Annotated in this window: 13 protein-coding genes; 8 read left to right on the forward strand and 5 right to left on the reverse strand. The window is 70.3% G+C overall.

Annotated features, from left to right (window positions below; genetic code table 11):
- Positions 1–57: 57 nt before the first annotated feature.
- Positions 58–1,167 carry a 3-dehydroquinate synthase gene (gene aroB, locus IGS68_RS35295; protein WP_247881123.1) on the reverse strand — a complete coding sequence of 370 codons (1,110 nt, stop codon included), beginning with the start codon at positions 1,165–1,167 and terminating at the stop codon, positions 58–60.
- Between the two features lie 48 nt (positions 1,168–1,215).
- Positions 1,216–1,809: a shikimate kinase gene (locus tag IGS68_RS35300; RefSeq protein WP_247881124.1), complete on the reverse strand. Its 594-nt coding sequence runs from the start codon at positions 1,807–1,809 to the stop codon at positions 1,216–1,218.
- Positions 1,810–2,099: 290 nt separating this feature from the next.
- Between IGS68_RS35300 and IGS68_RS01575 the strand changes: the two genes are divergently transcribed.
- The 3 genes from IGS68_RS01575 to IGS68_RS01585 all read left to right on the forward strand — a co-directional run bounded on the left by IGS68_RS01575 (position 2,100) and on the right by IGS68_RS01585 (position 5,504).
- Complete coding sequence (locus IGS68_RS01575; RefSeq protein WP_192499217.1) at positions 2,100–2,240, forward strand: hypothetical protein; 141 nt, start codon at positions 2,100–2,102, stop codon at positions 2,238–2,240.
- 100 nt (positions 2,241–2,340) lie between these two features.
- Positions 2,341–3,285: a site-specific tyrosine recombinase XerD gene (gene xerD / locus IGS68_RS01580; protein ID WP_201076812.1), complete on the forward strand. Its 945-nt coding sequence runs from the start codon at positions 2,341–2,343 to the stop codon at positions 3,283–3,285.
- 104 nt (positions 3,286–3,389) lie between these two features.
- Positions 3,390–5,504 (forward strand): ATP-binding protein, encoded by a 2,115-nt coding sequence (locus IGS68_RS01585; RefSeq protein ID WP_201076813.1) that lies wholly within the window; start codon positions 3,390–3,392, stop codon positions 5,502–5,504.
- On the opposite strand, the gene IGS68_RS01590 is transcribed toward IGS68_RS01585, so the two are convergent.
- Both IGS68_RS01590 and IGS68_RS01595 read right to left on the reverse strand, forming a co-directional pair.
- A complete protein-coding gene (locus IGS68_RS01590; RefSeq protein ID WP_201076815.1) occupies positions 5,491–6,168 on the reverse strand; it encodes an endonuclease III domain-containing protein in 678 nt (225 codons plus the stop codon). The genes IGS68_RS01585 and IGS68_RS01590 overlap by 14 nt on opposite strands.
- Before the next feature lie 45 nt (positions 6,169–6,213).
- Positions 6,214–7,383, reverse strand: a complete 1,170-nt coding sequence (locus tag IGS68_RS01595) for a pyridoxal-phosphate-dependent aminotransferase family protein (RefSeq protein WP_201076817.1) — start codon at positions 7,381–7,383, stop codon at positions 6,214–6,216.
- 117 nt (positions 7,384–7,500) lie between these two features.
- Between IGS68_RS01595 and IGS68_RS01600 the strand changes: the two genes are divergently transcribed.
- The 5 genes from IGS68_RS01600 (at position 7,501) to IGS68_RS01620 (ending at position 15,434) form a co-directional block, all read left to right on the forward strand.
- Positions 7,501–10,407, forward strand: a complete 2,907-nt coding sequence (locus tag IGS68_RS01600; RefSeq protein ID WP_247881125.1) for an FAD-binding and (Fe-S)-binding domain-containing protein — start codon at positions 7,501–7,503, stop codon at positions 10,405–10,407.
- Entirely contained in the window at positions 10,404–11,078 is a 675-nt protein-coding gene (locus tag IGS68_RS01605) for a GntR family transcriptional regulator (RefSeq protein WP_201076820.1), read from the forward strand. The genes IGS68_RS01600 and IGS68_RS01605 overlap by 4 nt, the downstream gene beginning before the upstream one ends.
- 546 nt (positions 11,079–11,624) lie before the next feature.
- On the forward strand, positions 11,625–13,004 hold the full coding sequence (gene ltrA / locus IGS68_RS01610) for a group II intron reverse transcriptase/maturase (RefSeq protein ID WP_201076821.1): 1,380 nt from the start codon (positions 11,625–11,627) through the stop codon (positions 13,002–13,004).
- Positions 13,005–13,215: 211 nt separating this feature from the next.
- Positions 13,216–14,082, forward strand: a complete 867-nt coding sequence (locus tag IGS68_RS01615) for an RpnC/YadD family protein (RefSeq protein ID WP_201076822.1) — start codon at positions 13,216–13,218, stop codon at positions 14,080–14,082.
- Positions 14,083–14,186: 104 nt separating this feature from the next.
- Positions 14,187–15,434 carry a S41 family peptidase gene (locus IGS68_RS01620; RefSeq protein ID WP_201076823.1) on the forward strand — a complete coding sequence of 416 codons (1,248 nt, stop codon included), beginning with the start codon at positions 14,187–14,189 and terminating at the stop codon, positions 15,432–15,434.
- 21 nt (positions 15,435–15,455) lie between these two features.
- Here IGS68_RS01620 and IGS68_RS01625 read toward each other — a convergent pair whose 3' ends face one another.
- Positions 15,456–16,754: a lytic murein transglycosylase gene (locus IGS68_RS01625; RefSeq protein WP_201076824.1), complete on the reverse strand. Its 1,299-nt coding sequence runs from the start codon at positions 16,752–16,754 to the stop codon at positions 15,456–15,458.
- Positions 16,755–17,128: the final 374 nt, after the last annotated feature.

The following is a 17,128-nucleotide window of genomic DNA, read 5'->3' on the forward strand; positions in this document are numbered from 1 at the left end:
CTCGGTATGGGGTGGGGGAGGGGCGTGCCGTGCCGGCCACGGGCCGGCGCGGATCGCTCAGCGGGCTCGGTCCAGCACCGCCGCGACCTCGCGCCCGTCGATGTCGCGGGCGGTGAAGGCCTGGCCGATGCCGCGCGCCAGGACGAAGGTGATCCGGCCGTCCTGGACCTTCTTGTCCTTCGCCATGTGCCCCAACAGTTCCTGCGTATCCCATGTCACGCCCGCGACCTGGCCGAGCCGGGTCGGCAGGCCGATCGCGTCGAGATGGCGCCGCACCCGGCCGGGATCCTCGGCCCCGCACAGGCCGAGCCGGGCGGACAGGTCGAACGCCAGGCCCATGCCCAGCGCCACGCCTTCGCCGTGGAGCAGCCGGTCGTCGTAGCCGACCGCCGCCTCCAGGGCGTGGCCGAAGGTGTGCCCGAGATTGAGCAGCGCGCGGCGGCCCGATTCGCGCTCGTCCTGGCCGACGATGGCGGCCTTGGCGGCGCAGCTCACCGTCACCGCCCGGACCAGCGCCTCCGGCTCGCCGGCGCAGACGGCGGCGCCGTGCTCCTCCAGCCAGGCGAAGAAACCGGCGTCGTCGATCAGCCCGTACTTCACCACCTCGGCATAGCCGGCCAGCATGTGGCGGCGGGACAGGGTGGCGAGCACGCCGGTGTCGGCCAGGACCAGGCGGGGCTGGTGGAAGGAGCCGACCAGGTTCTTGCCCTGGCGCGTGTTGATCCCGGTCTTGCCGCCGACCGAGCTGTCGACCTGGGCCAGGAGGGTCGTGGGCACCTGGACGAAGTCGAGCCCGCGCAGCGCCACGGCCGCCGCGAAGCCGGCGAGGTCGCCGATCACGCCGCCGCCGAGCGCCACCAGCAGGGTGGAACGCTCGATGCCGCGGCCGAGCAGGTCGTCGAGCAGGGCTTCCAGGTGGGCGAAGCTCTTGGTCTTCTCGCCCGCGGGAAGGACGATCGCCGGGCCGTTGCGCCGGACTCCGGCCCCTTCGAGCGAGGCTTCCAGGGCCGGCAGGTGGAGCGGGGCCACGGTGTCGTCGGTCACCACGACGACCGGCCGCCGGCCGGCCAGGGCGGAGATCCGCGCCCCGGCCTGGGCGATCACGCCCGGGCCGATCACGATGTCGTAGCCCCGCTCGGCCAGATCGACCCGGACGATGTCCTGCATGGTGTCAGTCTTTCCCATTAATCCAGCCCAGAGATCCAGATAGCCGGTTCAGCCGCCGTCCGCCAGGATGACGCCGGGATAGGAGCCGAGCGCCTTCAGCACGCGCTCGACCGTCTCCTCCGGCGGGGCGTCGATGCTGTCCACGGTGATGTCCGCCTCCGCGTAGACGGGGTATCTCACGTCGATCAGGCGGCCCAGGATCTCGCGCGGGTTGCCCTGCTTCAGCAGCGGCCGGTTGCTGCGCCGGGACGTCCGGGCCAGCAGCACGTCCAGCTCGGCGCGCAGCCAGACCGAGATGCCGTGGCTGCGGATCAGGGCGCGGGTCTCGGGGTCCATGTAGGCGCCGCCGCCGGTCGCCAGGATGTGCGGCGGGTTGTCCTGGAGCAGCCGGCCGATCACCCGGCGCTCCCCGGCGCGGAACTCGGCCTCGCCGAACTGCTCGAAGATCTCCTCGATGGTGCGGCCGGCGGCGGTCTCGATCTCGTTGTCGGCGTCGCGGAAGGGCAGGTGCAGCCGCGCCGCGAGCCGTCGCCCGATGCTCGTCTTCCCGGCTCCCATCAGGCCGACCAGCACCACGGTCCGGGGCACCGCGAGGCGAGGGACCGCCGAGCGCGGCGAGGCGACAGACTGTTGGGCGTTCATGGAACGGACGCGGCCTTCTGCGAACAGGATTGACGGTTGGTTATATTGCGCTGCGACGATGCCATCGGTACAGTATAGCGTCTTCAACCTTTGGGCAGGGCGAGGATCCGCCGGCCGACCCGCAGGGGGACGGCTTGGGATCCCGGCCGGACCGCCCGCAGGTCGGGACCGTGCCTAAAAAAGGCCATGGTGTTCCTTAACACAAGGCATTTCGTCTTCTCTAGACCAATGACGGTGCCGTGGCTCGCTCTCGCAACCGCCCGTACTCGGGCTCATCCTCGACTGGTATCATGTCCCGCTTGCTCAGCGTCCTGATCGTTCTCGTCCTGATAGTCGCCGCCGGCGGATCGGTTTTCCTGGCGACCTGGGACATTCCGGCGCCGTCCAGGACGGTGGAACGCGTCATTCCCGATGACCGATTCCCCCGCTGACCGGCCAAGCCGCCGACCCATGCGCTGATTTGCCGCGCCCCTGTTCACCGTAGCGGAAAGCATGCCCATGGCACGTCCCGGACGCCCCCGAAAACCCAAGATGCCGGCGTCGCCGCGCATCGAGGCCTTCCTCGACATGCTGGTGGCCGAGCGCGGCGCGGCGCACAACACGCGCCAGGCCTATGAGAGGGACCTGATCGACGCGGCATCCTGGCTGGCCACGCGCGGCACCGGCCTCGACGGGGCCGGCACCGACGACCTGAGGGGATATCTCGACCATCTGAGCGGGCTGGACGGCGGGACCGCGGTCCGCACGATCGCCCGGCGCCTGTCGGCGCTGCGCCAGTTCTACCGGTTCCTGTGCTCGGAGGGGCTGCGCACCGACGATCCGGCGGCGACCATCGACAGTCCGAAGCAGGGCCGCCCGCTGCCCAAGATCCTGACCGAGGTCGAGGTCGAGACGTTGCTGACCGCCGCCCAGCGCCGCGGCGGCCCGGACGGCATCCGGCTGGTGGCGCTGCTCGAGGTGCTCTACGCCACCGGGCTGCGCGTGTCCGAACTGGTCGGGCTGCCGCTGACCGGCATCGCGCGGGACGCCCGCTGCCTGATCGTCAAGGGCAAGGGCGGCAAGGAGCGCATGGTGCCCCTGTCCGAGCCCGCGCGCGAGGCGCTGTCCGCCTACATGCCGCTGCGCAAGGCCTTCATGGTGCCGGGGCGGGAGCAGCGCCAGGCGGCCTTCCTGTTCCCGTCGCGCACGTCGGAGGACGGGCACCTGACCCGCCAGCGCTTCGCCCAACTGCTCAAGGAGCTGGCGATCGACGCCGGGATCGAGCCCCGCAAGGTCAGCCCCCACGTGCTGCGCCACGCCTTCGCGACCCATCTTCTGGATCACGGCGCCGACCTGCGCAGCGTCCAGAAGATGCTGGGCCATGCGGACATCGCGACGACCCAGATCTATACCCACGTGGTCGGCGACCGGCTCAGGAGAGTCGTCAACGACCACCATCCCCTCGCCCGCCCAAAGAAACTCGCCGGCGCCGATTGAGGGCGTTCCGAAAAGATTCAAACGATAACGGCAAATCTTTTCCGATCATTTGGCCTCCTCGCCTGTTTGTTTTGACGAACGGGGATAAAAACGAGGAAAAGGCGATGACCGCGACGGCGGAGCAGCGCTTGGAGAAAACCAATGCCCGGCTGCGACGCCTATCGGAGGCGATGGAGCGGATTCAAGCGGCCGAATCCCGCGAGGAGGTCATCGACTCGGTCCGGGACGCCGCCGGAGGGCTCTGCGGGGCCGACGGGGTGACGGTCGTGCTGCGGACGGGCGACGAGTGCCATTACGTCGCCGAGGACGCCATCGGCCCGCTCTGGAGCGGACAGCGCTTTCCGCTGGCATCCTGCATTTCCGGGTGGGCCATGCTGAACCGCCGGACCGCGGTGGTCCCCGACGTCTATCGCGACGGCCGCGTTTCCTCCGACGTTTATCGGACGACCTTCGTGAAAAGCCTGATCACCATCCCGATCGGGCGGGACGAGCCCAATTCGGCGATCGGGGTGTACTGGGCGGAGGTCCGGACGCCCGACGCGGAGGAGGTCGCGGTGCTGGAGACGCTGGCCCGCGCCGCGGCGACCGCGTTGCGCGTGATCGGGCTGCTCGGTTCGCTCGGCGACGCGAAGGACCGCGCCGAACGCGCACACGCGCAGGCGCTCGCGCAGCTGGTCGAGCGGGAAAAGGCGGAGGCCGCGCTCCGTACCAGCGAGGCCCGTTTCCGCACCCTGAGCGAGGCGATCCCCCAACTGGTCTGGACGGCCGTGGGCCAGGGCGATTGGACCTGGGCCAGCCGCCAGTGGATCGCCTTCACCGGACAGGCCGGCCCCGACGCGCTTCATTGGGGATGGCTGGAGCCGGTCCATCCCGACGACCGGGCGGCGACCCGTGCCGCCTGGAGCGCCGCGCCGTCGCGCGGCTGGCTGGATGTGGATCATCGCCTCCGGCGGGCGGACGGCGAGTACCGGTGGTTCCAGACCCGCGCCGTCCCGATCCGAGGCGCAGACGGCGGCATCACGCACTGGTGCGGCACCTGCACCGACGTCAGCGCCCTGAAGGAGGTCGAGGCCGCCATGCGGTATGCGCGCGACGAGGCGGAGAGGGCCAACCGGGCCAAGTCGCATTTCCTGGCGACGGCAAGCCACGACCTCCGCCAGCCGGTGACGGCGGCGTGCCTCTACATGGACCTGCTGAACCGGCGGCTGACCGACCCGGACGCCAGGGCGCTGGCCGACATGGTGGAGCTGTCGCTGCAAGGCCTGCGCGGCCTGCTCAGCGGCCTGCTGGAACTCGCCCGCCTGGAAGCCGGCGTCGTCCGGCCGGACCGGGCGGCCTTCCCGCTGGATGCCCTGCTCCAGCGGCTCGCCGGCGAGTTCGCGGGACAGGCCCGGGCGACCGGATTGCGGCTCGCGGTGCCCGCGACCCCGCTCGCCGTGCTGACCGACCAGGTGATGCTGGAGCTGATCCTGCGCAACCTGATCGGCAACGCGCTGAAATACACGGACCGGGGCGGCATCTTGGTGGAAGCCGCCGAGGAGGACGGGGGCGTCGTCAGGATCGACGTGCGCGACACCGGCCGGGGCATCCCGGGGGACCAGATCGCCCGGATCTTCGAGGACTATTACCAGGGCGGCGATCCCGCGGATCCTTCGGGGGGCTTCGGCATCGGTCTGGCCACGGTCCGCCGGATCGCCGACGTGCTCGGTCTCCGCATCGGCGTGGCCTCCAGGGTCTCGGTCGGCTCGACCTTTTCGGTTCGGGTGCCGCGGGCGGACCCGGCGTCGGTCCGGCCCGCGCCGGCGCCCGTGCCCGAGATCGGCGACCTGCGGCGATGCTCCGTCCTGATGGCCGAGGACGACGCCATCATCGCCGCCGCCCTGGTGATGGAGATGCGGGACTGGGGCCTGGATGTCACCCGGGTCTCGGGCGTGGGCGAGCTCCGGGCCTGCCTCGCCGGGCGGGAATCTCCCTTCGACCTGATCGTGTCGGATTACCGGCTGGGCGACGGCAGCGGCTTCGAGGCGATCGAAGCGGTCCGCGAGAAATGGCCGACCCCGGCGATCCTGATGACCGGCGACACCGCGCCGGAGGTGCTCCGGCAGGCCGACCGGGACGGCATCCGCCTGCTCCACAAGCCGCTCGCCGGGTCGGACCTCAAGCGGGCGATCGCCGGGCTGCTGGAACCCGGGTCGCGGGGGCCGGTCAGCGCGGATTGACCACGCCGACCTGGCGGCACATCGACAGCAGGAGGCAGGCCGAGCATTTCGGGCGGGCCGCCGTGCAGACGAATTTGCCGAACGGCACCAGGCGCTCGTTGATCTCGATCCAGTAGCGCTCCGGCAGCTTCTTCTCCAACTCCTGCATGGTGCGCTCCGGGGCCGTGGTCGCGACGTAGCCCCAGCGGTTGACGATGCGGTGGACATGGACGTCTACCGCCACCGCCGGCCGGCCGAAACCCACCGCCAGCGTCAGGGCCGCGATCTTGGGGCCGACGCCGCGAAAGGCGGTCAGCGCCTCCAGGCCGTCGGGGACCCGTCCGCCGTGCTCCTCCAGGATCCGCCGGGCGATCTCCTTCAGGTCGCGGGCCTTGGGCTCGGGGAATGTCGCGCCGTCGAGCAGGGTTGCCAGCCGGTCCCCGGGCAGGCGCACGAAGTCCTCCGGGGTGCGGGCCTCCGCGAACAGGCGCAGGCAGACCTCGACCGTCGTCTCGTCGCGGGTGCGGGCGGAGATCAGGCTGCCGACGAGCTGCTCGAACGGCGTGCCGTAGCCCCGGTCGCGCAGGTCGAACATGGCGGCCTTGGGCAGGCCGGACACCGCCCGGCGCAGCCGCTCGAACACCGCGTCGATGTCGATGGGTTCCTTGCCGTCCCTGTCCGCCATGGAAGTTCAACCGCCCGGCGGGCGGCCGGGTTCCCCGCGCCGGCGTCAGGCGTTGCCGGTCAGGTATTCCATCGCCGCCTGGACGCCGCCCCGCTCGACCGGCACGCCGTGGGTCACCAGTCCCATCTCGACGCCGGACAGGGTGGCGCACAGCATCAGGTCGTTGAAGGAGCCCAGATGGCCGATGCGGAAGACCTTGCCCTTCAGCCGGCCCAGCCCGTTGCCCAGCGACATGTCGAACCGCTCCAGGATGGTCCCGCGCAGCGCGTCGGCATCGACCCCGTCGGGCACCAGGACGGCGGTCAGGGAGCTGGAATATTCCCGCGCGTCCGCCGCCAGAACCTCCAGTCCCCAGGCGCGGACGGCGCGGCGGGTCGCCTCGGCGTGGCGGTCGTGGCGGGCGAAGACGTTGTCCAGCCCTTCCTCCATCAGCATGTCGATCGCGGCGTCCAGGCCGAACAGCAGGTTGGTCGCGGGCGTGTAGGGGAAGTAGCCGGTCCCGTTGACGGCGATCATCGATTCCCAGTCCCAATAGGAGCGGGGCAGGCGGGCCGACTTGGCCGCCGCGCGGGCCTTGTCGCTGACGGCGTTGAAGCTGAGGCCGGGCGGCAGCATCAGCCCCTTCTGGGAGCCGCCGACCGTGACGTCGACGCCCCACTCGTCGTGGCGGTAGTCGATCGAGCCCAGGGAGGAGATGGTGTCGACCAGGAACAGCGCGGGGTGGCCGGCGCGGTCGATCGCGGCGCGGATCTCCGGGATGCGGCTGGCGACGCCGGTCGAGGTCTCGTTGTGGACGACGCAGACCGCCTTGATGGCGTGCTCCCGGTCCTCGGCCAGCCGGGCCTCGATCGCGGCCGGGTCGGCGCCGTGGCGCCAGTCGCCGGGCAGGAATTCCGGCTCCAGTCCCAGGCGGGCCGCCAGTTCGCGCCACAGGCTGGCGAAATGCCCCGTCTCCGCCATCAGCACGCGGTCGCCGGGGGAGAGGGTGTTGACCAGCGCCGCTTCCCAGGCGCCGGTTCCCGACGCGGGATAGATGACCACCGGCGACGCCGTGCGGAAAATCCCCTTGACGCCGTCCAGCACCTTCGCGCCGAGCCGGCCGAAATCCGGCCCGCGATGGTCGATGGTCGGGTGGTCGATCGCCCGCAGGATGCGGTCCGGGACGTTGGTCGGGCCGGGGATCTGAAGGAAGTGACGTCCGCTGTGCGCCGGCATGGCGGCTCCTCTCTTATGAAATGGTGGTTTCCTCGCCTGTGAATGCATTATACATTGATAATTATGAATGCAAAATCAAAACGAGTTTCAGCCCGCCGGGGCGAGGGAGAGAAGCTGGTGCGCGACACGGGACTTGCCAGGAGGCTGCAGGGCGCGATCGAGGGCGAGGTTCTATTTGGGGCTTTCGACCGCGGGCGCTATGCCACCGACGCGTCGATCTACCAGGTCCAGCCGATCGGCGTGGTGGTCCCGCGCACGGTCGCGGACGTCGCGGCGACCCTGGAAATCGCCCGGGAGCAGGGCGTGCCGGTGCTGCCGCGCGGCGGCGGCACCTCCCAGAACGGCCAGACCGTGGGCGAGGCGCTGGTGGTCGATGTCAGCCGGCACCTGAACGCCATCGCGGAATTCGACGTGGAGGCGCGCCGGGTCGCGGTGGAGCCGGGCATCGTTCTGGACAAGCTCAATACCTTCCTCCGCAAGAACGGCCTATTCTTCCCGGTCGAGCCGTCCACGGCCAGCCGCTGCACGATCGGCGGCATGGCGGGCAACAATTCCTGCGGGGCGCGCTCGCTCCGCTACGGCAAGATGGTCGACAACGTGCTGTCGATCGACGCGATCCTGCCCGACGGGGAGGCGATGCGCTTCGGCCCGGTGCCGGGCAATCCCGACGCGGCGGCCGGGTCTCCCGGGTTCCTGGACCTGGTCCGGAGGGTGCGCGCCGTGGCGGGGCGCGAGGCGGCGGAGGTCGAGGCCCGCTTCCCCAAGGTCCAGCGCCGGGTCGGCGGCTACAACCTGGACAGCGTCGTGCCGGGCGACGGGTTGGGCGGCAACAACATGGCCCATCTGCTGGTAGGGTCCGAAGGCACGCTGGCCTTCACCACGCGGGTCGAACTGGAGGTCCAGCCGGTGCCGACGCACCGGGTGCTGGGCGTCTGCCATTTCCCGACCTTCCGCTCGGCGATGGTCGCGACCAAGCATCTGGTGGAGCTGGGGCCGGTCGCGGTCGAGCTGGTGGACCGCAACATCATCGAGCTGGGCCGCGCGATCCCGCAGTTCAACGCCACGCTGGGCAGGTTCGTGCGCGGCGAGCCCGATTCGCTGCTGCTGGTCGAGTTCGCCGGCGCCGAGCGGGATTCGCTGGTGCGGGAGCTGAAGCGGCTGGACCAGGCCATGGCCGACCTGGGCTTTCCCGACGCCGTGGTGGAGGTGGTCGATCCGGTGCAGCAGCGCTCGATCTGGGAGGTGCGCGAGGCCGGGCTGAACATCATGATGTCCATGAAGGGCGACGGCAAGCCGGTCTCCTTCATCGAGGACTGCGCGGTGCCGTTGGAGCATCTGGCCGACTATACCGACGGGCTGAACGAGGTCTTCGCCCGGCACGGCACGACCGGCACCTGGTACGCCCATGCCTCCGTCGGGTGCCTGCACGTCCGCCCGATCCTGAACCTGAAGGAGGCCGACGGCGCGCGCAGGATGCGGGCCATCGCGGAGGAGGCCTTCGCGCTGGTGCGGGCCTACAAGGGGTCCCATTCGGGCGAGCACGGCGACGGGATCTCCCGCTCGGAGTTCCACGAGAGCATGTTCGGCACGCGGCTGGTCCGGGCCTTCGAGGAGATCAAGGACACGTTCGACCCGAAGGGGATGATGAACCCCGGCAAGATCGTCCGGGCGCCGCGCATGGACGACCGCACGCTGTTCCGCTACGGGCCGGATTACGCGCCCCAACCTCTGGAGCCGGCGCTGGACTGGTCCGACTGGGGCGGCTGGTCGCGCGCGGTGGAGATGTGCAACAACAACGGCACCTGCCGGAAGTCCAACCCCGGGGTGATGTGCCCTTCGTTCAGGGCAACCCAGGACGAGAAGCACGTGACGCGCGGGCGGGCCAACTCGCTGCGGCTGGCGCTGACCGGCCAGCTCGGGCCGGACGCGCTGGTCTCGGACGAGATGTACGAGACCATGGACCTGTGCGTGAGCTGCAAGGGCTGCAAGCGCGAATGCCCCACCGGCGTGGACATGGCGCGGATGAAGATCGAGTTCCTGCACCATTACCGCAAGCGCCACGGCCTGCGGCCGATGGACAGGCTGGTCGCGTTCCTGCCGCGCTACGCCGCCAAGGCGGCCCGGTTGGGCGGCGTCGCCGGCCTGCGCGACCGGGTGCCGGCGCTGGCCCGGCTGAGCGAGCGGATGCTGGGCTTCAGCGCCCGGCGCAGCCTGCCGGCGTGGCGGCGCGACTGGTTCCGGGCCGACGAGACCGGGCGCAATCCCGGCGGGCCGGAGGTCGTGCTGCTGGCCGACACCTTCGACACCTATTTCGAGCCGGAGAACCTGCGGGCGGCGCGGGCCGTGCTGGAGGCCGGCGGCTATCGGGTGCGGACCGCGCGCGCCGGCGGCGAGAGCCGGCCGCTGTGCTGCGGACGGACCTTCCTGGCTTCCGGTTTGGTGGAGGAGGCGCGGACCGAGGCCCGGCGGACGGTCGCGGCGCTGGCCCCCTTCGTGGCGCGGGGCGTGCCGGTGATCGGGCTGGAGCCGAGCTGCCTGCTGACGCTGCGCGACGAGTTCAAGGCGCTGCTGCCGGGGGAGGATACCGACGCGCTGGCCGGACAGGCGCTGCTGCTGGAGGAGTTCCTGGCGCGGGAGGACGCGGCGGGCCGGCTGAAGCTGCCGCTGAAACCGCTGGCCGCCAAGCGCGCCCTGGTCCACGGCCACTGCCACCAGAAGGCTTTCGGGGCCATGGGCGCCGTCGAGAAGGCCCTGCGGCTGGTGCCGGGGCTGGAGGTCGAGGTCATCGACAGCGGCTGTTGCGGCATGGCGGGGGCTTTCGGCTTCGACGCGAAGCATTATGATGTGTCCATGAAGATGGCCGAGCTTTCCCTCCTGCCGGCGGTCCGGGCGGCCGACGCGGAGACCCTGATCGTCGCCGACGGCACCAGCTGCCGTCACCAGATCCACGACGGCGCCCGGCGCTCCGCGATCCATGTCGCGCGGGTGCTCGAGCAGGCGCTTGGACAGGAGGCGCGGGCATGACCGATGCGCTGATGGAACCGGCGGGCCGCATCGCGCGGCGCTCGCTCCACGACGAGGTGGTCGAGCGGGTGCGCGGGCTGGTGCTGGAGGGCGAGCTGGCGCCCGGCAGCCGGGTTCCGGAAAAGCAGCTGTGCGAGCAGTTCGGCATCTCGCGCACGCCGCTGCGCGAGGCGCTGAAGGTCCTGGCCTCCGAAGGGCTGCTGGAGCTGCTGCCCAACCGCGGCGCCGTGGTGACCAAGCTGACCGCCCGGGACGTGGACGAGATGTTCGAGGTGATGGGCGCGCTGGAGGCGCTGTCGGGCGAACTGGCCTGCGCCCGGATCGACGATGCCGGGATATCGTCGATCCGCGCGATCCATGAGCGCATGGTCGAGCATTACCGGCGGGGCGAGCTGCCGGACTATTTCCGGCTGAACCAGCGCATCCACGAGGGCATCATGGACGCGTCCGGCAACGCCACGCTGCGCACCCTGTACGACGGTCTCGCCACCCGCATCCGCCGCGCCCGCTACATGGCGAACATGTCGGACGCCCGGTGGAAGCAGGCGGTGGACGAGCACGAGGAGATCCTGGCGCTCCTGGAGCGCCGCGACGGCCCGGCCCTGGGCGCGGCGCTGCGGCGGCACCTGAGCAACAAGTGCGAGGTCGTGAAGGCGGCGTTCACGGATTAGGGCCGCAGATGCACGCAGAGAGCGCCGGGAGACCGGCAAGGAGTAGCGGGTGAAAGTCCTGTACGGTGAAGGAGTAGCGATCCACACCGGCCCCGAGTCATGCGGCGGCGGTCGTGAGGCCGACGGCGAAGCGTTGACAGGGGGGCGCATAGGCCAGCCATTGAGCCGCGTAAGAATCTCGATCCCGGATGCCGACAGGGTTCTGTGCCTGGAAGGCGATACGGCGGGGCGCGTCATGCGAGCACCCCGGCGGTCCGGCGTGGTCAGAGACCCTGGCATGTGCGGACGCTCCTCGAGCGGGAACCGGGAGATCTTCGGCGTGACCACGGGCCGATGGCCTGGCGGTCCGCACCGGGAAGGCGAGGAGCCGTAGCCGGTGATGCACGCGCCGAAGAGGTATCGCCTTCGGCGTTAGCTAAAGCTCCAGACCCATCCATAGTACCTGTGAAACCGGCGAACGCGGACGCGGAGCCGGTGGAGGGAAGGGGTGGGGCCGAGGGGAATGCGTCTCCGCCGCACACGGGCCGGGCTCAGGACCGGGCACCCGTGCTCTCGGGGCTGGAGCGCATACGTCAAGCGGCACGGGAGCGAAAGGAGGAGCGGTTCACCACCCTTCTGACGCACGTGGATACCGACCTGCTGCGCTTTGCCTATCGGGCATTGAAGCGGGACGCGGCTCCGGGTGTGGACGGAATGACGTGGCGGGAGTACGCGGAGGGGCTGGAGGAACGGCTGGCGGACCTGAAGGACCGCGTGCATTCCGGCCGCTACCGGGCGCATCCGTCACGCCGGCATCTCATCCCCAAGCCGGACGGCCGGATGCGGCCGCTCGGGATCGCGGCGCTGGAGGACAAGATCGTCCAGCGGGCGCTGGTGGAGGTGCTGAACGCCATCTACGAGGAAGACTTCCTCGGCTTCTCCTACGGCTTCCGGCCGGGACGGGGGCAGCACGACGCGCTCGACGCGTTGGCGGTGGCGATCGGCGAGTGCCGGGTGAACTGGATCCTGGATGCAGACATCCGGGCGTTCTTCGACAGCATCGACCACATGTGGATGATGCGGTTCCTGGAACACCGGATCGGCGATGCCCGCGTCCTGCGGCTGATCCGCAAGTGGCTGACGGTCGGCGTGGTGGACGAGACGGGGAAACGGCAGCCGGCGACGGCCGGCAGCCCGCAAGGGGCGGTGGCATCGCCGCTGCTGGCCAACGTCTATCTCCACTACGTCTACGACCTGTGGGTCCGGCAGTGGCGCCAGCGCCACGCGACCGGGACCATGGCCGTGGTGCGCTACGCCGACGACACCGTCGTCGGGTTCGAGCACCGGTCGGACGCCGAGCGGTTCCTCGCGGATCTGCGGGAGCGCCTGGCGCGGTTCGCCCTGGAACTGAACGCCGACAAGACCCGCCTGATCGAGTTCGGCCGGCAGGCAGCTGCCGACCGGGCCAGGCGCGGCGCGGGCAAACCGGAGACCTTCGACTTCCTGGGCTTCACCCACATCTGTGGGCGGTCCCGGCGTGGCGGCTTCCTGCTGAAACGCCAGACCCGGCGCCAGCGCAAGCAGGCCAAGCTCAAGGAAATCAAGGAGGAACTCCGGCGGCGCCGGCACCAGGGCATCCCGGAGCAAGGCCGGTGGCTGGGACAGGTGATGAGCGGCTTCTACGCCTACTTCGCCGTCCCGACCAACTACCGGGCCCTTGCCAACCTGCGCTACCATGTCGGCGTCCTGTGGATGAGGGCGCTGCGCCGGCGCAGCCAGAAGGACAAGACACCGTGGGAAAAGCTCACGCGCCTTGCCGATCACTGGCTGCCACGGCCGCGCATCATCCATCCCTGGCCCGGAAACCGCTTTCGCGTCAAACACCCAAGGTGGGAGCCGGATGCCTTAATCGGGCACGTCCGGTTCTGTGCGGGGGGCGCCCGGTAACGGGCGCCCCTACCGCGATTAGGCTCCGATGCCGGACACGCTTGCCGGCCACCGGCGCCGATCCGGGACTCCTATCTGAGTTCATCTGCGTGCATCTGCGGCTAGGAAAGGAGAAGTCCGCCCCGCGTCACCGCACCGCATGGACCGGCGCGTGCAGAACCGCGATGGATTGCCCGCCGGGCATGCCCCGGCATGCGGCAAGGGGCGGGGCATGGCGAACAGTTACGACGCGACGGTCAAGGAACTGGTCTGGGCCGGGGCGCCTGCACTGCTGAGGATGCTGGCCGGCGCCCGGGTCGCCGGCTTCCTGTCGGCCGAGTTCTCCTCCGTGCGCCAGCGCCGCCCGGACATGGTCGCCGAGCTGGACGGCGGCGGCCTGTTCCACATGGAGTTCCAGGTCGGCCGCGAGGACATGGCCTGGCGCATGTTGGAATACTACGCCCTGATCTCCCGGCACCATGGCGGCGTCCCGGTGACCCAGCTGGTGCTCCATCTCGGCGAGCGCGGCGAGGACGGCCCGCCCGGCATCCGCCACCCCAACCTGAACTTCCGCTACGAGGTGCGCTACATCGCCGACCTGGATGCCGGGCCGCTGCTCGACAGCCCGGCGCCGGAGGACGCGGTGCTGGCAATCCTGTGCCGATGCGACGATATTAGGGAGCGCGTGCGCCGCATCCTGGCCCGCCTGGCCCCGCTGCCCCGGCGCGAGCGCGCGGACGCCGCGGCCAAGCTGCTGATCCTGTCCCAGTTGCGCAGGGCGACCCCGGTCGTCAAGGAGGAGTTGGAGACCATGGCGATCCAGTTCAACATCAAGGAACACCCCTACCTCAGCGAGATCTTCGCCCAGGGACTGGCGGAGGGCGAGGCCAAGGGACGTGAGGAGGGCGAGGCCAAGGGCCGGGCGGAAGCGCTTCTCCGGCTGGTCGAGCGCCGCCGCGTCATCGTGCCGGAGGAGGCCGAGCGCCGCATCCGGGCGGCGACGGTCGCCGATCTCGACCGCTGGCTCGACGCCGTCCTCGACGCAACCGACCTCACCGCCGACAGTCTCGACGCCATCCTGGCGGCGCCGCGCCACTGAGTCTGCGCGGGGCAAATCGGGACAAAATTTCACACCAAATTTTAACCTTAAGCTCTGTAGGCTGGGCGTATGCCCTTGCGTTCTCGTGGAAAAGGAATGCGCCTATGAGCCGGACCCGCGTCGCCCTCGTCGCCTCCCTGCTTCTGTTCGCCCCGATGCAGGCATGGGGGCAGACGCAGGCGGCCTCCGCCGAGGAGATGTCCAGGACCAGGGCGCTGAACCTGTTCAACAGCGTTTTCGCCACTCTGCGGGCCGGGTATGTCGATCAGGTCGATGCCGACACGCTGGTCGAGGCGGCGGTCGGCGGGCTGCTGTCATCGCTCGATCCCCACTCCAAATACCTCAACCCCGACCGCTACGCGGAGAACAAGGCGCAGAACAGCGGCGAGTTCGGCGGGGTCGGCGTCGAGATGGCGGTCGAGAACGGGCTGGTGAAGGTGCTGGCGCCGATCGAGGATTCGCCGGCCTTCCGGGCCGGCGTGCTGGCCGGCGACCTGTTCACCCACATCAACGGCCAGCCGGTCCGCGGCGTCACCCTGAACGAGGCGATGGACCGCATGCGCGGCAGCGTCGGCACGCCCCTGACGGTGACGATCCAGCGCGGTCCGGACGGCAAGACCTTCGAGCTGACCCTGGTGCGCGAGATGGTCAAGAGCCCGGCTGTGCGCTGGCGGGCGGAGGGCACCGTCGGATACATCAAGATCAGCGGTTTCACCCAGCAGACCCAGCCGGGCCTGGAGAAGGCCCTGGCGGCGCTGGACGTGCAGCTGGGCGACCGGCTGACCGGCTATGTCGTCGATCTGCGCGACAATCCGGGCGGGCTGGTCAAGCAGGCGATCTCGGTTTGCGACAGCTTCCTCGACCAGGGGGAGATCGTCTCGACGCGCGGCCGCGGCGCGCTGTCGGAACGGCGCTACTGGGCGACTCCCGGCGACCTCGCCCGCGGCAAGCCGATCGTCCTGCTGGTCAACGGCAGGAGCGCCTCCGCCTCGGAGATCGTCGCGGGCGCCCTGCAGGACCAGCGCCGGGCCGTCGTCCTGGGCAGCCAGACCTTCGGCAAGGGATCGGTCCAGACCATCACGCCGCTGTCCAACCGGGGAGCGACCCGGATGACCACGGCGCGCTACTACACGCCGTCGGGCCGCTCGATCCAGGCGCTGGGCATTACGCCGGACGTCGCCGTCGAGGCGGCGAGGATCACGCCGGTGGGCGCCCGGCAGGAACCGGGCATCCAGGCCGGTGCCAAGCCCGAGGATTACCAGCTCACCCGCGCGCTCGACATCGTGCGCGGGGCCGCGATGTTCTCGGCGCCGCCGCAGGCCGCTTCCCAGCAGGCGGAGCTGGTGCGCTAGGCACCGGCCCCGCCCGCTCCCTCAGGACGCCGAGGCCGTCGTCCTCAGCCGGTCCAGCAGCGTGCTCGACGCGAAGCCGTCGGCGGGAAGGTTCTGCGATTTCTGGAAGGCCCGGATCGCCCCCCGGGTGTTGGCGCCGATGATGCCGTCGGGATTGCCGACCGGCAGGCCGCGCGCGCCCAGCAGGCGCTGCAGCTCGAACCGCTCGTCGCGGCTGAGCGGTCGCTCGTCGCGCGGCCAGCTGCCCTGGACCCCCGGCCGCCCCGCCATCCGGTCGCTCAGGTAGGAGACCGCCAGCGCGTAGCTGCTGGAATTGTTGTAGCGCAGGATCGAGCGGAAATTGTTCATCACCAGGAACGCGGCGCCCCGGTGGCCGGCGGGCAGCAGGATCGCCGCCTCGGACTGGTCGGGCAGGGCGCGGGTGCCGGCCGCCTGCCGGACGCCGAGTCGGCGCCACTCCGCGACCGGCTTGCGCACGGACATGTCGGCCAGCTCATAGTCGAAGCCGGCGGGCAGCACGGCTTCGGCGCCCCAGGGCTCGCCCGCGCGCCAGCCGACGTCGCGCAGATATCCCGCGGTCGAGCCGAACACGTCGGGCAGGCTGTTCCACAGGTCGCGCCGCCCGTCGCCGTCGCGGTCCACCGCGTGGCCGGCGAAGGTCGTCGGGATGAACTGGGTATGGCCCATGGCGCCGGCCCAGGAGCCGACCAGCCGCCCCTGAGGCGCGTCGCCCCGGTCGATGATGCGGAGCGCCTCCAGCAGCTGCTCGCGCCAGAATTCGGCCCGCCGGCCGTGCCAGGCGAGCGTGGCCAACGCCTCCACCACGTTGTAGCTGCCCATGTTGGAGCCGAAATTGCTCTCCATCGCCCAGATCGCGACGACGATCTCGGGCGGGACGCCGTAGTCGCGCTCGACGCCCGAGAGCAGGCCGCGCTGCACGGAGAGCTGTTCGCGGCCGCGGGTGATCCGGGTCTCGCTGACGGCGCCATCGAGATAGGTCCAGACCGGACGGACGAATTCCGGCTGGCTGCTGTCCGAGGCCAGCACTTCGGGCAGCACGCGCAGTCCGGACAGGCTGCGGTCCACCGTCGCCGGGCCGACCCCGGCGGCGCGCGCATCGGCCCGGAAGCCGGCCAGCCATGCCTGGAAGTCGGTCTCCTGCGCCGCGGGGTCCGCCGTCAGGGGAGCCGCCTGGTCGGCGACGCCCGGCGGCGGCTTGATGCCCGGAACGGGCAGGGGTTCGCCCCCCGCCGAGGAGCAGCCCGCCGACGCCACGACCGCGGCGGCCAGAAAGATGATGTGTGAAGTCTTCAGTCCCATGCGCCGACCCGCTGTTGCACCCGTAACTCTCTCAATAGAGGTGTTGAGTTCCGGGCACAAGCGGCAGCCGGCAAGGCGGCGGCGTCCCGGGAGCTCTCACTTTAGGGGGATTCCGTGCCTTTTTCGTATAAATCCGTGATGAGGGTCACTGAGACCGCCCGGTGGATGGCCGATCCTCCGATCCGCAGCGGCTCGGCCGAACGGTCTATGTTGCAATGCGGCATCAGCTTGCGACAAAGTGTAAAACCCGCCTTTTGATTAAGGCTACCTTTCGGTGAATTTGATGTATCTCATGACGTGAGGCTTTTTTCTTGGGCACGGTCATGGCAGAGCACAGGCATCGGAGTAACGGAGGCTCCAGGATGGACAGTTTC

This window comes from Skermanella sp. TT6 (assembly GCF_016653635.2).
In the GTDB taxonomy this organism is placed as follows: Bacteria; Pseudomonadota; Alphaproteobacteria; order Azospirillales; family Azospirillaceae; genus Skermanella; species Skermanella cutis.